Below are 16,127 nucleotides of genomic sequence, written 5' to 3' on the forward strand. Positions count from 1 at the left end.
TTACCGTGTTTTGAAGACGGTAGAATCATTACCGAAGTAACCCCTAAGAATGGAGATGCAGTGGCGAGCGTCCAATGCACTATAGATGGCAAAGCCCAGGAACTCGAAGCCGAAAGCACCGGCCTGACCCTGTGGGGCAAGGATCGAACTATCGTCGCCATGAGGCGCAACGGAAAAACGGTGGATCTGGCTGCGACTATCGCTGATGGGGATGAAATAGAGCCAATTACCACTGCTACCGAAGAGGGACTTGCGATTTTGCGTCATAGCGCCACGCACGTCCTAGCCCAGGCAATGCAGCAGGCCAACCCACAGGTAAACCTGGGTATTGGCCCGCCAGTAACGGACGGGTTCTACTACGACTTCGGCAACATCGACCCACTTACCCCGGATGATCTAAAGAAGTTGCAGAAGGCAATGCAAAAGATCGTGAAGGAGAATCAGTCCTTCGTCCGCCGCGTGGTCTCTGAAGATGAGGCTCGCGAAGAGCTTTCAGATCAGCCGTACAAGCTGGAGCTGATCGGGCTCAAGGGAGGCAACGGTCCCGAAGGCGCTTCAGTCGAGGTGGGTGGCAACGAACTGACCATATACGACAACGTGCGCAGGAATGGGGAAGTGGCATGGAAGGATCTGTGCCGCGGCCCGCATGTGCCGTCGACGAAGTACTTGGGCAACGGCTTTGCGCTCACCAAATCTTCTGCTGCGTACTGGCGCGGTGACCAGGCGAATGATCACCTGCAGCGTGTTTATGGAACTGCGTGGGCCTCAAAGGAAGATCTAAAGGCATACCAAACCCGCATTGAAGAGGCCGCGAAGCGCGACCATCGCAAGCTGGGTACTGAGCTGGACCTGTACTCTTTCCCAGAAGAGATCGGCCCCGGCTTAGTTGTTTTCCACCCCAAGGGCGGCATCTTGCGTCACGAAATCGAAGATTTTGTGACCCGCAAGCACATTGAAGCCGGCTTCCAGATGGTGCACACGCCTGAAATTTCTAAGGGCGGACTCTTCCACACTTCCGGACACCTGCCCTACTACGCCGACACAATGTTCCCGCCCATGAAGGTGGACGAGGAAGTCGACGAACAGGGGAACGTGACCAAGGCGGGCCAGGAGTACTACCTGAAGGCAATGAACTGCCCGATGCACAACCTGATCTACAGGTCCTCTGGCAGGTCTTACCGCGAACTACCTCTTCGCTTCTACGAACTCGGACACGATTATCGCTACGAGAAGTCGGGCGTTGTACACGGCCTCACTCGCATGCGCGGATTCACGCAGGACGACTCGCACACCTACTGCACTCCGGAGCAGGCTAAAGAAGAGATTCAGATGCAGCTGAATTTCTTCCTAGGAATTCTTCGCGATTTCGGCCTCACCGATTTCTACCTGGAGCTGTCTACTCGCGACGACGGGGCTCATAAGGACAAGTTCATCGGCTCTGATGAAGATTGGGACAACGCAACCAGAATTCTGACCGAGGCATGCGAAGCAACTGGTCTGGATCTAGTTCCGGATCCGGGTGGAGCAGCATTCTATGGTCCTAAGGTGTCGGTGCAGGTAAAGGACGCTATCGGGCGTACCTGGCAGATGTCGACCGTTCAGTACGACTTCAATCAGCCGGAGCGCTTCGACCTCGAATACACTGCCGAGGACGGCACTCGAAAGCGGCCCGTAATGATCCACTCCGCCAAGCTGGGCTCAGTGGAACGCTTCATCGGCGTGCTCGTAGAACACTACGCCGGCGCCTTCCCTCCGTGGCTCGCCCCTGTGCAGGTACGCCTGGTTCCTGTTGCCGAGGCTTTCTTCGACTACGTAAACGAGGTGGCCGAAAAGCTGCGTAGCCAGGGAGTCAGGGTGGAAGTCGATCTTTCTTCCGACCGTTTCGGCAAGAAGATTCGCACTGCTGCTAAGGAACGTGTCCCATACATCCTGATTGCCGGTGGTGAAGATGCGGAGGCGGGAGCAGTTTCGTTCCGTTACCGTGGCGGAAAGCAGGAAAACGGCATTCCTGTAGATGAGGCCGTGGCTCAGATTGTCGAGGCCATTAGGAGCCGTCGCAATGACATCTGAGATTCCAACTCAGGATTCGCGGGCGTACGCGGGGGTTCCGGATGCTTTTCAGCGTCTGTGGACCCCGCATCGCCAGGCATACATCTCCGGAGAGTCAAAGCCGAAGGACGGCTCTAAGGATGAGTGCCCGTTTTGCGCAGCGCCAGATAAGACAGACGAAGACGGGCTGATCGTCCACCGCGGTAAGCACTGCTTCGTATTGATGAATCTGTTCCCGTACAACGCTGGCCACCTCTTGGTGTGCCCGTACGAGCACGTGTCTCTCTACCCGGATATCGCTCCCGAGGTGCGAGTCGAGTTCGGCGAACTTACTGCAAAGGCAATGCAAGTGCTACAGCAGGTAGCTTCGCCACACGGCTTCAACTTGGGTATGAACCAGGGCGCAGTAGCAGGAGCCGGAATTGCGGCACACCTGCACCAGCACGTTGTTCCTAGGTGGTCCGGAGACGCGAATTTCTTCCCGATTGTGGCCCAGGTAAAGGCCGTGCCACAGCTACTTGGCGAGGAACGCGAACTGATAGCAAAGGCTTGGGAGGAATAGGTGCTAGGGATTCACGGGCGGAGTGTAACTAAGGCTATTTTTACCCCGTTAGCCAAGGTTTTGGCGAAGTGGAAAATTAGTCCCAATGCGGTTACTGCTGCAGGAACCGTAGTGACAGTGGCCGCCGCGTGTTCCCTTATACCTACGGGCCATCTGCTTGCCGGCGTAATTGTTCTGGTCATAGTCATGTTCTGTGATTCTCTTGATGGAATCTTGGCACGGCTAACTAAGAAGCAGTCGCAGTTCGGCTCTTTTTTGGATTCGACGCTCGATCGCATTAGTGACGGGGCAGTATTTGGGTCATTGACTCTATGGGCGGCTTTGCATTTGCCTGCCGGGGCTCACCAGATCATCACTATCGCGCTGGGCATTTGCGCTACCGTCATGGCTGCGGCGGTGCCTTATGCCAGGGCTAAAGCAGAATCGCTAGGTGCTAACGCCACTGTGGGAATTGCCGAACGTACCGACCGGCTAGTTACCGTCGGAATCGGCGCACTCCTAACTAGTATCGGTGCCTCTACTTGGTTTATTACTGCTGCACTCGCCCTCGTCGCAGTAGCCGGATTTGTGACTGTTATGCAAAGACTGGCCACTGTGAAAGAGCAGCTTGGATGAATCCCTACCCGGTAGCTCTGAAAATTGCAGCTAAAGTGCCATCGGCTTTCCGATACTGGGCGGCCTATGGCGCTAGTCGGATTGCGGTCGCAGCGCGGTATCCCGGCGCCAGGCAACTCCAAACTAACCTCGCCCAGGCAGGTGAAGAGGACGTCGTGGGGGCGCTAGCCAGCTACTACCGGTACTTTGCGGACCTGGGAAACTTCGCAAGCCCTTCGCGGCTGCGGATTGATGCGGCTGTAGATGCCAAGATACCTGCGCAACTGTATAGAGACCTAGCGGCTGGTCCAGTTTGCGTAGCACTAGGCCACACTGCGAATTGGGATTTGGTGGGGGCGTGGGCAGCCCAGAACTTGGCTGGTCTTACTACCGTTGCCGAAGAAGTTGCCCCGAAGGCACTCTTCGACACTTTCACTGAGCTGCGCGCTCGAAACAATATGAAGATTATCCCTGCCAAGAAAGGAAACCCCGTATTCAGGGAACTGCTACGACAAGGTAAGGAAGGGGCGGGCATCATCGCCCTGCTTGCTGACAGGGACATTACCGGCGCTGGGATAGAGGTCGACCTATTTGGTGCTAAGGCGCTCGTAGCAGCCGGTCCCGCAGCACTAGCGAAGAAATTAGGGGCGCCTCTGTACATGGCGGCAGCTAGGGACATATCACTAAACGGGGCTCGAGCTAAAGCAGCCGGAACTAAAAATGGGGTAGAGATGATAGTTCGGGGGCCACTCGATACGGCAGGCACGGTTGAGCAGGTCACAGCAGTGTGGGTACAAGAATTCGAGACCATGATGCGGCCCTGGGTGAAGTCGTGGCACATGTGTCAGCCGGTCTTTGTGCGGGATCTCGATCCTGAGCGTCTAGAGCGGTCACGGAAAAAGCACGCACAGATGGAACAACACTCGTGAAGATAGGTATTGTTTGCCCCTATAGTTTTGATGTTTCTGGGGGAGTACAGGTCCATATCCGAGACATCGCGCAAGTGTTGCGCGAGCGGGGACATGACGTTGAAGTGTTGGGACCTGCAACCAAAGATCCCGGATTCGAAGGGTTCACTTCGACTGGCCCCTCGATCGCGATTCCTTACAACGGGTCGGTGGCGAGGCTGGCCTTCGGACCTCGCCCAAATGCGAGAGTTCGTGCATGGTTAGACCAGGGAAAGTTCGATCTTATTCACGTGCATGAGCCAGCCAGCCCCTCTGTCTCGCTCCTGGCACTGGCAAATGCAAAGTGTCCTGTAGTGGGGACCTTCCATTCAAATATGATGCGCTCTTTAGCCTTGAAAATAACTTCGCCAATCCTGGTGTCGATTATGGATAAATTGGCGGCTCGAATAGCGGTATCTGATGAAGCCAGGCGAACGGTGGTAGATCATCTCGGCGGAGACGCGGTGGTAATCCCTAACGGCGTTTCCGTCGCCGATTTTCAGGTAGATCCGGTCACTAAGTGGCAAGGAACTAGCTCAGCTCCAACATTTGCGTTCTTGGGTCGTTTAGACGAAGAACGCAAGGGACTGCCCATATTTGCCCAGGCGATAAAGCTAGTTTCTGAGCAGCTGCCAAAGGCCCGCTTCCTGATCGCTGGCAGAGGACAGGCAAACACCAAGAATCTGGGTCTTGATGATGTACCTGGAGTGGAATTTCTTGGCGGCGTGTCCGACCTCGAAAAGGCACAGCTGCTAGCATCGGCGACCGCTTATATTGCACCGCAGACCGGAGGCGAATCATTCGGAATAGTCTTGGTGGAAGCCATGGCTGCCGGAGCCCCCGTGATTGCTTCGGATCTGGTTGCTTTTATGGCAGTTCTGCAACATGACGAATATGGGATCTCATTCAAGTGTGCCGACGGTACAGATCTAGCTCAAAAGATGGTCCTTTTGGCAGAAAGCCCCGATTTGCAGGTGGCTCTATCTAGAAAGGGCAGGGAACGTGCCCTGCAATATGACTGGCAGAGCGTAACTGACAAGGTCGAGGCTGTGTACCGTACGGTTTTGGCGGGTGCATAGTGAAATATCTTCTTATCGCGGCAGTAGTGCTGCTCGTGTGTGCGGGCATATTTGCTACCTTGCAAGCAAGAAAGCTCGACTCACTGCACAAGCGTATTGACCAGATGCAGCATAATCTGGATCGGGCGCTGTTACAGAGGGCGGCTTGTGCACTGGGGATAGCGCGAGCAGGGATACTAGACCCGGCTAGCTCGATTCTGCTTGAGGGAGCAGCTTTGGAGGCGCTGCACGCTAATCAGGTAGGGCGGGGCAGTTCCCAGCGCGCTTTAGTGGAGTCGAACCTTTCGCAGGTCATCACTGCAACAGCGGATAGGCAAACTTTAGGGAAAAATCTATTCGCTGAACTTCAGGCAGCTGATTCCAGCGTTCAAATTGCCATGAAAATTCATAATGGGGCGGTAGTGCGAGTCAGGCAGATTCGCTCCGGAGCGATCATTCGTCTGTTGCATCTTGCCGGGGGCGCTCCGCTTCCCGAGACAATCAACATTGGAGAGGGACTCGAATGAGCGATTGGACAATGGGCCCGGATGGAATCCCGTTTCGGAATGCAGCTAGGGTAATTCTGTTTGACGCGCAGGGAAACACCTTGCTTATTGAAGGACACGACAAGGACAACCCATCGCGTCATTGGTGGTTCACGGTCGGTGGCGGCCTGCAAGAGGGCGAAGGGGCGCGGGAAGGTGCCTGTCGGGAGTTGGCAGAAGAAACGGGTATTGAGCTTTCGGCCTCCCAACTTCTGGGCCCGGCTATTTACAGGCCAGCAATATTTGACTTTGCTCGCGGTTCGGCCAGACAGCATGAAACCTTCTTCGTGGCTTATCTAGATGGGCGCGAAAAGCGCATAGATAGAAAATGGACACAGTCAGAAACACAGGTACTAGATGGGTACAGGTGGTTTGATCAAAACGAGTTGCGCCAGCTACAAAAAGATGGAGCGGCGCTATACCCAGCGGAACTCTTTTCCCTGCTCAACCGGTGGCAGCATGGCTACGATGGACACGTGCAACACATAGGAATAAACGAATCAGGCAACTAACCTGTATTATTGATCCGTGCCAGGCGGCCCCGGCCGCGAAAAATATACGAAATCTAGATAGGGGTACATATGTCGGGACACTCTAAGTGGGCTACGACCAAGCACAAGAAGGCTGCGATTGATGCCAAGCGCGGCAAGCTGTTTGCGCGACTCATTAAGAACATCGAAGTTGCAGCCCGCACCGGTGGTGGCGACCCCAACGGCAACCCGACCCTTTACGATGCCATCCAAAAGGCGAAGAAGAACTCGGTCCCTGCCGACAACATCGATCGCGCGGTAAAGCGCGGCTCCGGCGCAGAAGCCGGCGGTGCGGATTGGGAAACCATCATGTACGAGGGCTACGGCCCCAATGGCGTCGCCTTCCTGGTTGAGTGCCTCACCGACAACAAGAACAGGGCTGCTTCCGACGTTCGCGTCGCTTTCACCCGCAATGGTGGCAACCTGGCTGACCCGGGTTCGGTCTCTTACCTCTTCTCGCGACGCGGCATCGTGGAAGTTCCCAAGGCCGATGGCGTAGATGAAGATACCGTCCTCATGGCAGTCCTGGATGCAGGTGCAGAAGAAGTGACCGACATGGGCGAGGTCTTTGTTGTAGACTCCGATCCTTCCCAGGTCGTCGACGTGCGCACCGCATTGCAGGAAGCCGGCATTGACTACAACTCCGCAGAAACCGAGTGGGTAGCCTCCACTCAGATCGACGTGGACCTAGATGGGCTGCGGAAGACGACCCGTTTGATCGATGCTCTTGAAGACTCTGACGATGTTCAGAACGTCTTCACTTCGATGAACGTGCCTGAAGACGTACGCAAGGCTGCCGAGGCAGAAGAGGAATAAGCCTCCTTGCGAATTATGGGCATTGACCCCGGCATCACTAGGTGCGGTCTAGGCGTAATAGATACGAAAACTGATCGGACTGCCTCCCTGGTGTATGTCGGGGTTGCTCGTACTCAGGCCAGTTTGGCCCAGCATTTCCGGCTCCGCACTATAGGCCGCGAGATTGCCCGTGTTATTTCTACTTTCGATCCGCAGATTGTTGCCATCGAGCGGGTATTCGCCCAAGAGAATTTGCAATCGGTAACAACCACCATGCAAGTAATGGGTGTGGCCATGTATCAGGTGGCCGAGGCCGGTTTGCCACTTGCTATACACACGCCGTCAGAGGTGAAGTCGGCAGTCACCGGATCCGGTATTGCGGGTAAGGCTCAAGTCCAAGAGATGGTGAAACGGATTTTGGGGCTGGACAAGGTGGTCCGCCCTGCAGATGCCGCTGACGCTCTGGCAATCGCAATCACTCAGTCGTGGCGGGGGACCGGGCTAGCTGGTGGCAGCGACGATTCGACCGTGTCGGTGTCGCTGTCGGGCAAGGTCTCCGCAAGATCTAAGCTAACCCCCGCGCAGGAACAGTGGGCAAAAGCACAAGCGGCTTTCCGACGTACCGGCGCGGTAGATCCCAGAAAGCGCAGAAGCAGGCGAAGCTAGTGTCGTACGTGTGTTCGATTAGGAGTAGGTGATGATTTCTTCACTGACTGGGAAGATTAGCCACATCGGCGCCTCTTCAGCCCAAATCGTAGTGTCCGGGGTGGGGTTTTCTTTCTTTGCCACCCCCGGTACCTTGCTGAGCTTGCGTACCGGTAAGGAAACCACCGTATTCACTTCCCTGGTTGTTCGGGAAGATTCGCTCAGTCTGTTCGGGTTTGTAGCAGAGGAAGAGCAGCGAGCATTTGAGATCCTGCAGTCCGTGCGGGGGATCGGCCCCAAGATGGCGCTCGGAGCGTTGGGAGTAATGAGTGTCGATGAACTGCGCACGGCAGTTGCAAATCAAGACGAGAAGATGCTGACTCGCATTCCTGGCGTCGGAAAGAAATCGGCCCAGCGAATGATTTTGGATATTGGCGACAAGCTGGGCCCCGCACCGCAGCAGGGCCTTTCCCGTGTGTCCTCGGCAGTGGGGGCAGAAGTCGTTGCAGCTCTGACGCAATTAGGCTGGGATGAGGCCACGGCGCAAGAGGCGGTTAGCCAGGTAGAGTCTCAGGCTGACGACGCCTCTTCCTTGCTGCGACTGTCACTACAAACCTTAGGGCGGCGTCGTGGCTGAAGGAGAAGGACGAATCGTAGAACCTGCCGCGGGCGATACTGAGCGCGCCGCAGAGGCAGCTCTCCGCCCAAAGTCGCTAAAGGACTTTGTTGGCCAGGAAACGGTGCGCAAGCAGCTACAACTGGTCCTAGATGCTTCTAGGGGTAGAGGCATGAGCCCTGATCACGTACTGTTTTCGGGCCCTCCAGGCCTTGGGAAAACTACGCTTGCCATGATCATTGCCCACGAGATGGGTACTTCGCTGCGACTAACCTCCGGTCCTGCTATTCAACATGCCGGGGACCTGGCAGCGATTCTGTCGGCGCTGCAAGAGGGCGACGTGCTCTTTATCGACGAAATCCATCGTCTTTCCAGACCAGCCGAGGAAATGCTGTACCTGGCAATGGAAGATTTCCGCGTCGACGTGGTAGTCGGCAAGGGGCCGGGTGCGACTTCGATTCCGCTTACTCTGCCCCCATTTACAGTCGTAGGTGCAACGACAAGAGCTGGCTTACTGCCTGCGCCTTTGCGCGATCGCTTCGGTTTTACAGGACACTTGGAGTACTACAGCGCTGCAGAACTCATGCAAGTCGCGATGCGCTCTGCTGCGTTGCTGGGCGTGCAACTACAAGTGGATGCCGCGGCGGAATTAGCCGCACGTTCTCGGGGCACCCCACGTATTGCCAACCGACTACTGCGCCGCATTGTGGACTACTCCCAGGTGCACGGTACCGACCTCGATCTAGGAGCTGCCAAGGCAGCACTTGAGCTTTTCCAGGTGGACGCGCAAGGTCTCGACAGGCTGGACCGGTCGGTGCTCGAGGTGCTCTGTCAGCGATTCGCTGGTGGGCCGGTAGGACTTACCACGCTGGCGGTTTCAGTTGGCGAAGAAGCTGAAACGATTGAAACGGTCGCCGAACCTTACCTAGTACGGGAAGGGTTCTTGGTCCGCACCGCCCGAGGGCGCATGGCAACTGCCAAAGCATGGGAGCACCTTGGGCTTCGCCCACCCACTGAAGAAGGGACGCTAGATGTGTGAGTTTGCAATACAAATTGTTACATTCGCGCAATCTCCCATAGACTTCTAGCGTTGTTAAGTAAAGAAACGGAGTGTATTTGTGGATCCACTAATGCTGATGTTGATCATGATCCTGTTCCTAGGGGTCATGTTCTTTATGTCCTCTCGTGCCCGTAAGAAGCAGCAGGCCCAGCAGGAAAAGATGCAGGCAAGTCTGGAACCGGGAACCTGGGTACGCACCATTGGAGGGTTGTACCTACGCTACGTCGATCAGGACGGCAACGTAATGGTTTTGGAGACTCCTGGTGGAGACGAACTGTACTTCAATAGGCGTGCAGTGATCGGCCCCGAGGAACCGCCATTCGCAGTCGCCCCCGTCGAGGGCGAGACCGAAGCAGGCTCTTCGGCCGCTTCCGAGACAACAGAAACTTCCCCTGCCGAGGCTCAGACCGGTGCGGTAGAGGATCCAGAAGATGAGGACAAAAAGCAGGACTAACCTGCACCGCAAAGCGGTAAGGAACTAAAGTGCCCAAGACAAAAAAGCAATCGAGGCCAGGTCGCGTACTGATCGCCCTCCTTGTCATAACTTTGGCAATGGTAGGTCTGCTGGCAGCAGGAATTATCAACAAGAAGACCGACGGGGTGCCAGACCTAGCGCTGGATCTTGAAGGCGGTACCCAGCTAATTCTGACCCCTAAGGCGGAAGAGGGGGCGGGTCGTAACTCCGTAACCCAGGAGGATATCGATCAGGCGATTGCTATCATCCGCCAGCGTGTCGATGCTTCCGGCGTTTCTGAAGCCGAGATCACGGCTTCGGGCGGACAGAACATTATGGTTTCTCTGCCCGGACAGCCTTCAGAAGAAACACTAGACCTCGTGCGTTCGTCAGCGCAGTTGGATTTCCGACCTGTTATCCAGGCCGGGGCACCGCAGGCTATTTCTGCCAAAGCTATAGCTGAGGCACAGAAGGCTCAGGCTAAGGCGCAGGGGAAGGATCCGAACTCGGTCAAGCCTTCCGATAAGTCAACTGAGGAGTTGGCTAAGGAGCAGGCCGACCAGAACCACGACGGCAAGATTTCCGACGAAGTTTCCGGAAAACCGTCTAATCCTTCCGATTCTAAGTACATTACCGAAAAGGTAATCTACGACTTCCTGAAGCTCGATTGCACCGACCACAAGAACCGGCAAGGTGGCAGCGCAGGCGACCACAATAAGGCTTTGGTTGCTTGTTCTACCGAAGGCAATGCCAAGTACATCCTTGGCCCGGTTGATCTCGAAGGTACTCACGTCGCGAAGGCCAACTCTGGGATGGGACAAACTCAGACTGGTGCTTCCACCGGCAAGTGGGAGGTTTCTCTTCAGCTAGATCAGAAGGGCACCGACAAGTTCGCAGAGGTGTCCAAGCGCCTGTTTGAATACAAGCAGACAGAGCCCACTAAGAACGCATTCGCGATTGTGCTGGACGGACTAGTGGTGTCTGCCCCGACGATGAACGCGATCATCAGCGACGGCCGGGCGGCTATTTCTGGTAACTTCACCCAGGAATCTGCAGCTACCTTGGCAAACCAGCTGCAGTTCGGCTCTCTACCCTTGAACTTTGATGTGCAGTCTGAACAGCAGATTTCCCCGACTCTGGGCACTGACTCCTTGCAGTGGGGCCTGATCGCCGGTCTGATTGGCTTCGTTCTGATCGTCATCTACTTGCTCTGGCAGTATCGCGCGCTTGGTCTCATCTCGATCGGATCGCTAGTAATTGCTGGCATTCTGTCCTATCTGACCATTTCGTTGCTGTCCTGGGCAATGGGATACCGGTTGTCGCTCGCTGGCGTGGCCGGCTTGATTGTTGCAATCGGTGTTACCTGTGACTCCTTCATTGTTTACTTCGAGCGCATCCGCGACGAGGTCCGCGATGGACGTCCGTTGGGTGCGGCTGTAGAGGAAGGTTGGTCGCGTGCAAAGCGAACCATTCTGGCTTCCGACGCGATTAACATGCTCGCTGCTTTGGTGCTGTACTTCCTAGCAGTTGGTGGCGTGCAGGGCTTCGCCTTTACTCTGGGCATCACAACCCTCCTTGATCTGCTCGTAGTGTTCATGTTCACCCACCCGACTATGGCTTTGCTGATCCGCACCAAGTTCTTTGGTGAGGGACACAAGTGGTCTGGGCTCGATCCTGAACACCTGGGAGCCACAAGGCGGACTTACAAGAAGAGGAACAGGCGCGAGCGCAGGGTGGTAGCTAAGAAGACCCCCGGATCTACCGCCGTGGCAGAAGGAGAGCTAAAGTGAAAAGCTTCGCAACTTGGGGCAACGAGCTCTACTCGGGTAAGACTTCTTACGACATCATCGGGCGCCGTAAGCTATGGATTTCCATCGGCTTAGTACTGATCGTCCTGTCGCTCATCACCCTGGTATTCCCAGGCCTGAACCCGTCAGTCGACTTCAAGGGCGGTTCCGAGTTCACAATCTCGTCTGTTCCGGCTGACAAGCTGGAGCCGGCGAAGAAAGTGCTGGAAGACGCCGGGCAGAAGGACGCCAACGTTCGCGACCTCGGCTCGACCGGCGTGCGTGTGCAAACTAAGTCGTTGCCTACTAAGGCGCAGCGTTCGGTGCGCGCCGAACTAGCCAAGGCGTACAACGTTGACGAATCCAAGGTCACTGCCACGACTATTGGTCCTTCCTGGGGTGCTGACGTTACCAAGAAGGCTGCGCAGTCTCTGGTGATCTTCCTAGTCCTCGTGGCAATAGTGATGGCACTGTACTTCCGGACTTGGACCATGGCGTTTGCGGCACTGTTCGCACTGCTGCACGACATTTTGCTAACCGGCGGAGTATTTGCTCTGACTCAGGTTGAAGTGTCGCCCGCGACGGTAATTGGTTTGCTGACTATTTTGGGTTATTCACTCTATGACACCGTTGTTGTGTTCGACAAGGTCCGCGAGCTGACGCAGGACTTCAAGTCCCAGCACTTCAACACATACGGCGAACTGGTAAACCTGGCAGTAAACCAGACTCTGGTTAGGTCAATCAATACCTCGGTGGTGGCTGTCCTACCGGTTGGCGCCATCTTGGTCATCTCGACTGTAGTTCTGGGTGGAGGGACGCTGCGTGACATCTCGCTGGCGCTCTTCTGCGGCATGATCGTGGGTACAGCCTCATCGATCCTGATTGCTTCGCCAGTGCTGGTAGCCGTGCGAGGCAGGGAAGCCTCAGTAAAGAAACACACGCAGGCGGTTTACGCTAAGCGGGCTGGCAAGTCTGTGGTAGACGAGGACGAAGGTTCCTCGGCGGCGCAGCACGTTAGCGCCACCCCGGTGAAGGCGGGCCGTCACCTGGGCCAAGCGGCTCAGCCAAAACGAACTCCAAGGAGTAAACGATGAAGTTTCCGCCTCGAATGCACGATCTGGTTGTAGACAACCTTCGTGAAATTCCCGATTTTCCTACGGAGGGAGTACTGTTTCGCGACATCACCCCGCTGCTGGCAAACGGAGAGGCGTTCAAGGAACTAATCACTTTGATGGCCGAGCACTACCGCGGCAAAATTGACGCGGTAGCCGGCCTGGAGTCTCGAGGCTTCATTCTGGCGGCTCCGCTGGCCGTAGAACTAGGTATCGGGATGATGACGGTGCGTAAAGGCGGAAAGCTGCCCGGGCCGGTTATTGGGGTCGATTATGACCTGGAATACGGCAGTGCCCGCATGGAGATCAGACCTGACTCGGTGCCTGAGGGAGCCCGTGTCTTGATCCTCGACGACGTACTGGCAACCGGTGGCACCGCCCTAGCCGCCACCCAGCTGATTGAACAGTCAGGGGGCACTGTCGCCGAGATCGCAGTCTTGATGGAATTGACCGACTTGGGAGGACGGGAAAGAATTGGTTCGATTCCTTTCCAATCTTTAGTCACCTTCTGAGATAACATTAGGCTTATGAGTGATGATCAAGTAGCCGGGAGCCCCAAGGGGATTGGGTCCTCTTCGCGCGTTCGGTCTTCACTGGCCTGGTTTGGGGCCCGGCATCGAAAGGTGCCGGCCGCCCTCGAACCGCTTGTTCGGGCACTTAGGGCTAATCACCCCAAGGCCGATATCGAACTTATAGAATCCGCCTACGCAAAGGCGAAGGCCCTGCACGAAGGGCAGATGCGCAAGAGCGGGGAGCCTTACATCACCCACCCCGTAGCGGTTGCGACGATTCTTGCGGAACTTGGGATGACGTCCACGACCCTGGCAGCTGCGTTGCTGCACGATACTGTCGAGGACACTGACTACTCCTTGGAGGAGCTCACCGCCGAATATGGTGACGAGATTGCACTGTTGGTAGACGGCGTAACCAAGCTGGACAAGGTCCAGTATGGGGAAGCAGCCCAAGCCGAGACGGTTCGGAAGATGATCGTCGCTATGGCGAAGGACATTCGCGTACTGATGATCAAATTGGGCGATAGGCTCCACAACGCTCGGACATGGAAATATGTGTCCTCTGAGTCGGCCAAGAACAAAGCCCGCGAAACCCTCGAGATCTATGCCCCATTAGCGCATAGATTGGGTATGAATTCGATTAAATGGGAGCTAGAAGACCTATCTTTCAAGACGCTGTATCCCGGCGTTTATGAAGAGATCGACCATCTTGTGGCCGAGCGTGCGCCCGCCCGCGAAAAGTATTTGGCCCAGATCATCCGTGCTATTGAAGACGAACTGCGGCGCAACAATATTCGAGGCACTGTATCTGGGCGGCCGAAGCATCATTACTCGATTTATCAGAAGATGATTGTGCGAGGGCGAGACTTCGACGACATCTACGATCTAGCTGGTGTGCGCGTGCTTGTCGACGAGGTTCGCGATTGCTACGCCGTTCTTGGAGCTATGCACGCCAGGTGGAATCCGCTGCCCGGTAGATTCAAAGATTACATTGCCATGCCCAAATTCAATATGTATCAGTCGCTGCATACGACTGTTATGGGGCCGGGTGGCAAGCCTGTCGAGATCCAGGTGCGTACCTTCGATATGCACCAACGGGCAGAGTTTGGGGTAGCTGCTCACTGGCGGTACAAGGAGAATCCTAACGCCACTAACGAAAAGGAAGTCTCGAACACCGAGAACATGTCCTGGCTGCGTCAGTTGGTTGATTGGCAGCGCGAGACAGAGGATCCCGCCGAATTTTTGGACCAGTTGCGCTACGAAATGTCGGGCGACCGAGTTTACGTGTTCACCCCTCAAGGCGAGGTGGTGGAGCTCGCGCTTGGGGCGACCACAGTGGACTTTGCCTACGCAGTTCATACAGAGGTTGGTCATAAGACCGTCGGGGCCAAGGTAAACGGTAAATTGGTTCCCCTCGACACGGTTTTGGAAAATGGCGATTCCGTGTCGATTCTGACCTCCAAGGCAACGGGAGCCGGCCCATCTCGCGACTGGTTGAATTTCGTTGCTACGGGAAGGGCCAGATCAAAGATTAAGGCGTGGTTCTCGAGGGAACGGCGCGAGGAGTCCATCGAAGCGGGCAAGAATGAGCTAGGGCAGAACTTGCGCAAGCAAAATCTACCTCTGCGCAGGCTGATGACTCGTGAATCTCTTACCGCGGTTGCCACCGACTTTGGCTACGTCGACGTGAGCGGCCTGTACGCGGCTATTGGGGACGGTCATATTTCGGCAGCAAACGTGACTACTAAGCTGCTTGAGCAAGCTGGTGGTGAGTCGGGTTCGGAAGAAACCTTAGCCGAGGCCGTAACGCCTGCTAGGACCAAACGCTCCCGGTCGGGCAATAACGGGGTGTTGGTCGAAGGAAATGACTCAACAATTTGGACCAAGCTTGCCAAATGCTGCACTCCAGTTCCTGGGGACCAGATCATCGGTTTCATAACTCGTGGGCAAGGCGTGTCTGTGCACAGACGAGACTGCTCGAATGTAAAGAATCTTTCCAGGCACCCGGAGCGAATAATCGAGGTGCAGTGGGAAGAGCATCCTCATTCCGCATTCTTGGTGCAGGTGCAAATAGAATCCCTCGACAGGGAAGGGCTGCTGAACGACGTTACCCGTGTGCTCTCTGATTATCACGTAAACGTAATGTCAGTTTCCGCTGCTACTAGCTCAGATAGGGTAGCGACCCAGCGGTGGACCTTCGAAATGGCCGAAGCTTCCCACCTTAGCGCAATCCTGTCGGCATTGACACGTATTGATGGGGTGTTCTCTGCAAAGAGGGTAACCAACTCACGCTAGAGCAGCCAGCCGCTTGCTCCCGGACACCTTTTTGCCAGTGAGGGCGAGCGCTCCATGAACTTTCGCACCGCATTCCAGTAGCGCGCCGGCCCAGGTGTCGAATTCCTGATCGTCGCCGTAGCACGCTAGGTCCGCGAGCGCTTGATTGGGGTAACTAAGGCGAATGCCAGCAATTTTTAGGTATCGGCTCAGGTGGCGGTAGATCGTACGGCCCGCCCTGCTAGCAGTAGACCGCCCGGCGCACCACAGGGGAGCGGGCGTACCTCCCTGCATAACCCAGGCAACCGTAGGTCCGGTGATTACCCCACTGGCAGGGAGAATCTGCTGGCATGCTCTGGCTCTTAAATATGGGGTTTTCAGCTCGGGCAGGAATACCCAAAAATTTTTCGCGAGTTCAGTTAGAACTTTGCCCGTACACAGGGGCCGATAGATGCCGTGGATTCGGGGCGTGAGAGGCGCCGTTTTGCCCGCAAAGTAAATCATTTCTTGCATAGTGCAAAGCTGCCAAAAAAGAAGGTGGCGACTCAACTAAGTGAGCCGCCACCTGTGTAAAATTTGCTGTGGAA

The 16,127-nt window shown here is 55.8% G+C and carries 17 protein-coding genes; 16 read left to right on the plus strand and 1 reads right to left on the minus strand.

Features of this window, described 5'->3' with window-relative positions; translation table 11 throughout:
• The first annotated feature begins 60 nt into the window (after positions 1–60).
• The 16 genes from thrS (at position 61) to QP400_RS05475 (ending at position 15,561) form a co-directional block, all read left to right on the plus strand.
• Positions 61–2,070 carry a threonine--tRNA ligase gene (gene thrS / locus QP400_RS05400; RefSeq protein ID WP_004805131.1) on the plus strand — a complete coding sequence of 670 codons (2,010 nt, stop codon included), beginning with the start codon at positions 61–63 and terminating at the stop codon, positions 2,068–2,070.
• On the plus strand, positions 2,060–2,611 hold the full coding sequence (locus QP400_RS05405; protein WP_004805134.1) for an HIT family protein: 552 nt from the start codon (positions 2,060–2,062) through the stop codon (positions 2,609–2,611). Before thrS ends, QP400_RS05405 begins: the two co-directional genes overlap by 11 nt.
• On the plus strand, positions 2,612–3,226 hold the full coding sequence (gene pgsA, locus QP400_RS05410; RefSeq protein ID WP_004805135.1) for a phosphatidylinositol phosphate synthase: 615 nt from the start codon (positions 2,612–2,614) through the stop codon (positions 3,224–3,226).
• Positions 3,223–4,134 carry an LpxL/LpxP family acyltransferase gene (locus QP400_RS05415; protein WP_004805138.1) on the plus strand — a complete coding sequence of 304 codons (912 nt, stop codon included), beginning with the start codon at positions 3,223–3,225 and terminating at the stop codon, positions 4,132–4,134. Before pgsA ends, QP400_RS05415 begins: the two co-directional genes overlap by 4 nt.
• A complete protein-coding gene (locus tag QP400_RS05420; protein ID WP_004805139.1) occupies positions 4,131–5,231 on the plus strand; it encodes a glycosyltransferase family 4 protein in 1,101 nt (366 codons plus the stop codon). Before QP400_RS05415 ends, QP400_RS05420 begins: the two co-directional genes overlap by 4 nt.
• Positions 5,231–5,737, plus strand: a complete 507-nt coding sequence (locus QP400_RS05425; protein ID WP_004805141.1) for a hypothetical protein — start codon at positions 5,231–5,233, stop codon at positions 5,735–5,737. The genes QP400_RS05420 and QP400_RS05425 overlap by 1 nt, the downstream gene beginning before the upstream one ends.
• Positions 5,734–6,267, plus strand: a complete 534-nt coding sequence (locus QP400_RS05430; RefSeq protein ID WP_285462565.1) for an NUDIX hydrolase — start codon at positions 5,734–5,736, stop codon at positions 6,265–6,267. Before QP400_RS05425 ends, QP400_RS05430 begins: the two co-directional genes overlap by 4 nt.
• A gap of 69 nt (positions 6,268–6,336) precedes the next feature.
• Entirely contained in the window at positions 6,337–7,101 is a 765-nt protein-coding gene (locus tag QP400_RS05435) for a YebC/PmpR family DNA-binding transcriptional regulator (protein ID WP_004805145.1), read from the plus strand.
• A 6-nt stretch (positions 7,102–7,107) separates the two neighbouring features.
• Complete coding sequence (gene ruvC, locus QP400_RS05440) at positions 7,108–7,746, plus strand: crossover junction endodeoxyribonuclease RuvC (protein WP_004805147.1); 639 nt, start codon at positions 7,108–7,110, stop codon at positions 7,744–7,746.
• A gap of 31 nt (positions 7,747–7,777) precedes the next feature.
• Positions 7,778–8,362 (plus strand): Holliday junction branch migration protein RuvA, encoded by a 585-nt coding sequence (ruvA, locus tag QP400_RS05445; protein WP_004805150.1) that lies wholly within the window; start codon positions 7,778–7,780, stop codon positions 8,360–8,362.
• Complete coding sequence (ruvB, locus tag QP400_RS05450) at positions 8,355–9,380, plus strand: Holliday junction branch migration DNA helicase RuvB (RefSeq protein ID WP_004805152.1); 1,026 nt, start codon at positions 8,355–8,357, stop codon at positions 9,378–9,380. Before ruvA ends, ruvB begins: the two co-directional genes overlap by 8 nt.
• A gap of 79 nt (positions 9,381–9,459) precedes the next feature.
• Positions 9,460–9,855: a preprotein translocase subunit YajC gene (locus tag QP400_RS05455; RefSeq protein ID WP_141740506.1), complete on the plus strand. Its 396-nt coding sequence runs from the start codon at positions 9,460–9,462 to the stop codon at positions 9,853–9,855.
• Positions 9,856–9,884: 29 nt separating this feature from the next.
• The gene (secD, locus tag QP400_RS05460) at positions 9,885–11,645 is read left to right on the plus strand and encodes a protein translocase subunit SecD (protein WP_004805156.1); all 1,761 of its coding nucleotides are present in this window, start codon (positions 9,885–9,887) and stop codon (positions 11,643–11,645) included.
• Positions 11,642–12,736, plus strand: a complete 1,095-nt coding sequence (secF, locus tag QP400_RS05465) for a protein translocase subunit SecF (RefSeq protein ID WP_004805157.1) — start codon at positions 11,642–11,644, stop codon at positions 12,734–12,736. The genes secD and secF overlap by 4 nt, the downstream gene beginning before the upstream one ends.
• Complete coding sequence (locus QP400_RS05470) at positions 12,733–13,266, plus strand: adenine phosphoribosyltransferase (protein ID WP_004805159.1); 534 nt, start codon at positions 12,733–12,735, stop codon at positions 13,264–13,266. Before secF ends, QP400_RS05470 begins: the two co-directional genes overlap by 4 nt.
• Before the next feature lie 15 nt (positions 13,267–13,281).
• Positions 13,282–15,561, plus strand: a complete 2,280-nt coding sequence (locus QP400_RS05475; protein ID WP_004805163.1) for a RelA/SpoT family protein — start codon at positions 13,282–13,284, stop codon at positions 15,559–15,561.
• Here the strand turns inward: QP400_RS05475 and QP400_RS05480 are convergent.
• Positions 15,553–16,053, minus strand: coding sequence for a hypothetical protein (locus tag QP400_RS05480; RefSeq protein ID WP_004805166.1), 501 nt, complete (start codon positions 16,051–16,053; stop codon positions 15,553–15,555). The two genes, QP400_RS05475 and QP400_RS05480, sit on opposite strands and share 9 nt — an antisense overlap.
• Positions 16,054–16,127 lie beyond the last annotated feature (74 nt).

This window comes from Winkia sp. UMB3158, assembly GCF_030217145.1.
Lineage (GTDB): Bacteria > Actinomycetota > Actinomycetes > Actinomycetales > Actinomycetaceae > Winkia > Winkia anitrata.

Bases quoted from the DNA above. Each gene is read 5' to 3' on its own strand.
- QP400_RS05405 (WP_004805134.1), top strand. From the start codon at position 2,060: ATGACATCTGAGATTCCAACTCAGGATTCGCGGGCGTACGCGGGGGTT.
- QP400_RS05415 (WP_004805138.1), top strand. From the start codon at position 3,223: ATGAATCCCTACCCGGTAGCTCTGAAAATTGCAGCTAAAGTGCCATCG.
- QP400_RS05430 (WP_285462565.1), top strand. From the start codon at position 5,734: ATGAGCGATTGGACAATGGGCCCGGATGGAATCCCGTTTCGGAATGCA.
- QP400_RS05435 (WP_004805145.1), top strand. From the start codon at position 6,337: ATGTCGGGACACTCTAAGTGGGCTACGACCAAGCACAAGAAGGCTGCG.
- ruvA (WP_004805150.1), top strand. From the start codon at position 7,778: ATGATTTCTTCACTGACTGGGAAGATTAGCCACATCGGCGCCTCTTCA.
- QP400_RS05470 (WP_004805159.1), top strand. From the start codon at position 12,733: ATGAAGTTTCCGCCTCGAATGCACGATCTGGTTGTAGACAACCTTCGT.
- QP400_RS05475 (WP_004805163.1), top strand. From the start codon at position 13,282: ATGAGTGATGATCAAGTAGCCGGGAGCCCCAAGGGGATTGGGTCCTCT.
- QP400_RS05480 (WP_004805166.1), bottom strand. From the start codon at position 16,053: ATGCAAGAAATGATTTACTTTGCGGGCAAAACGGCGCCTCTCACGCCC.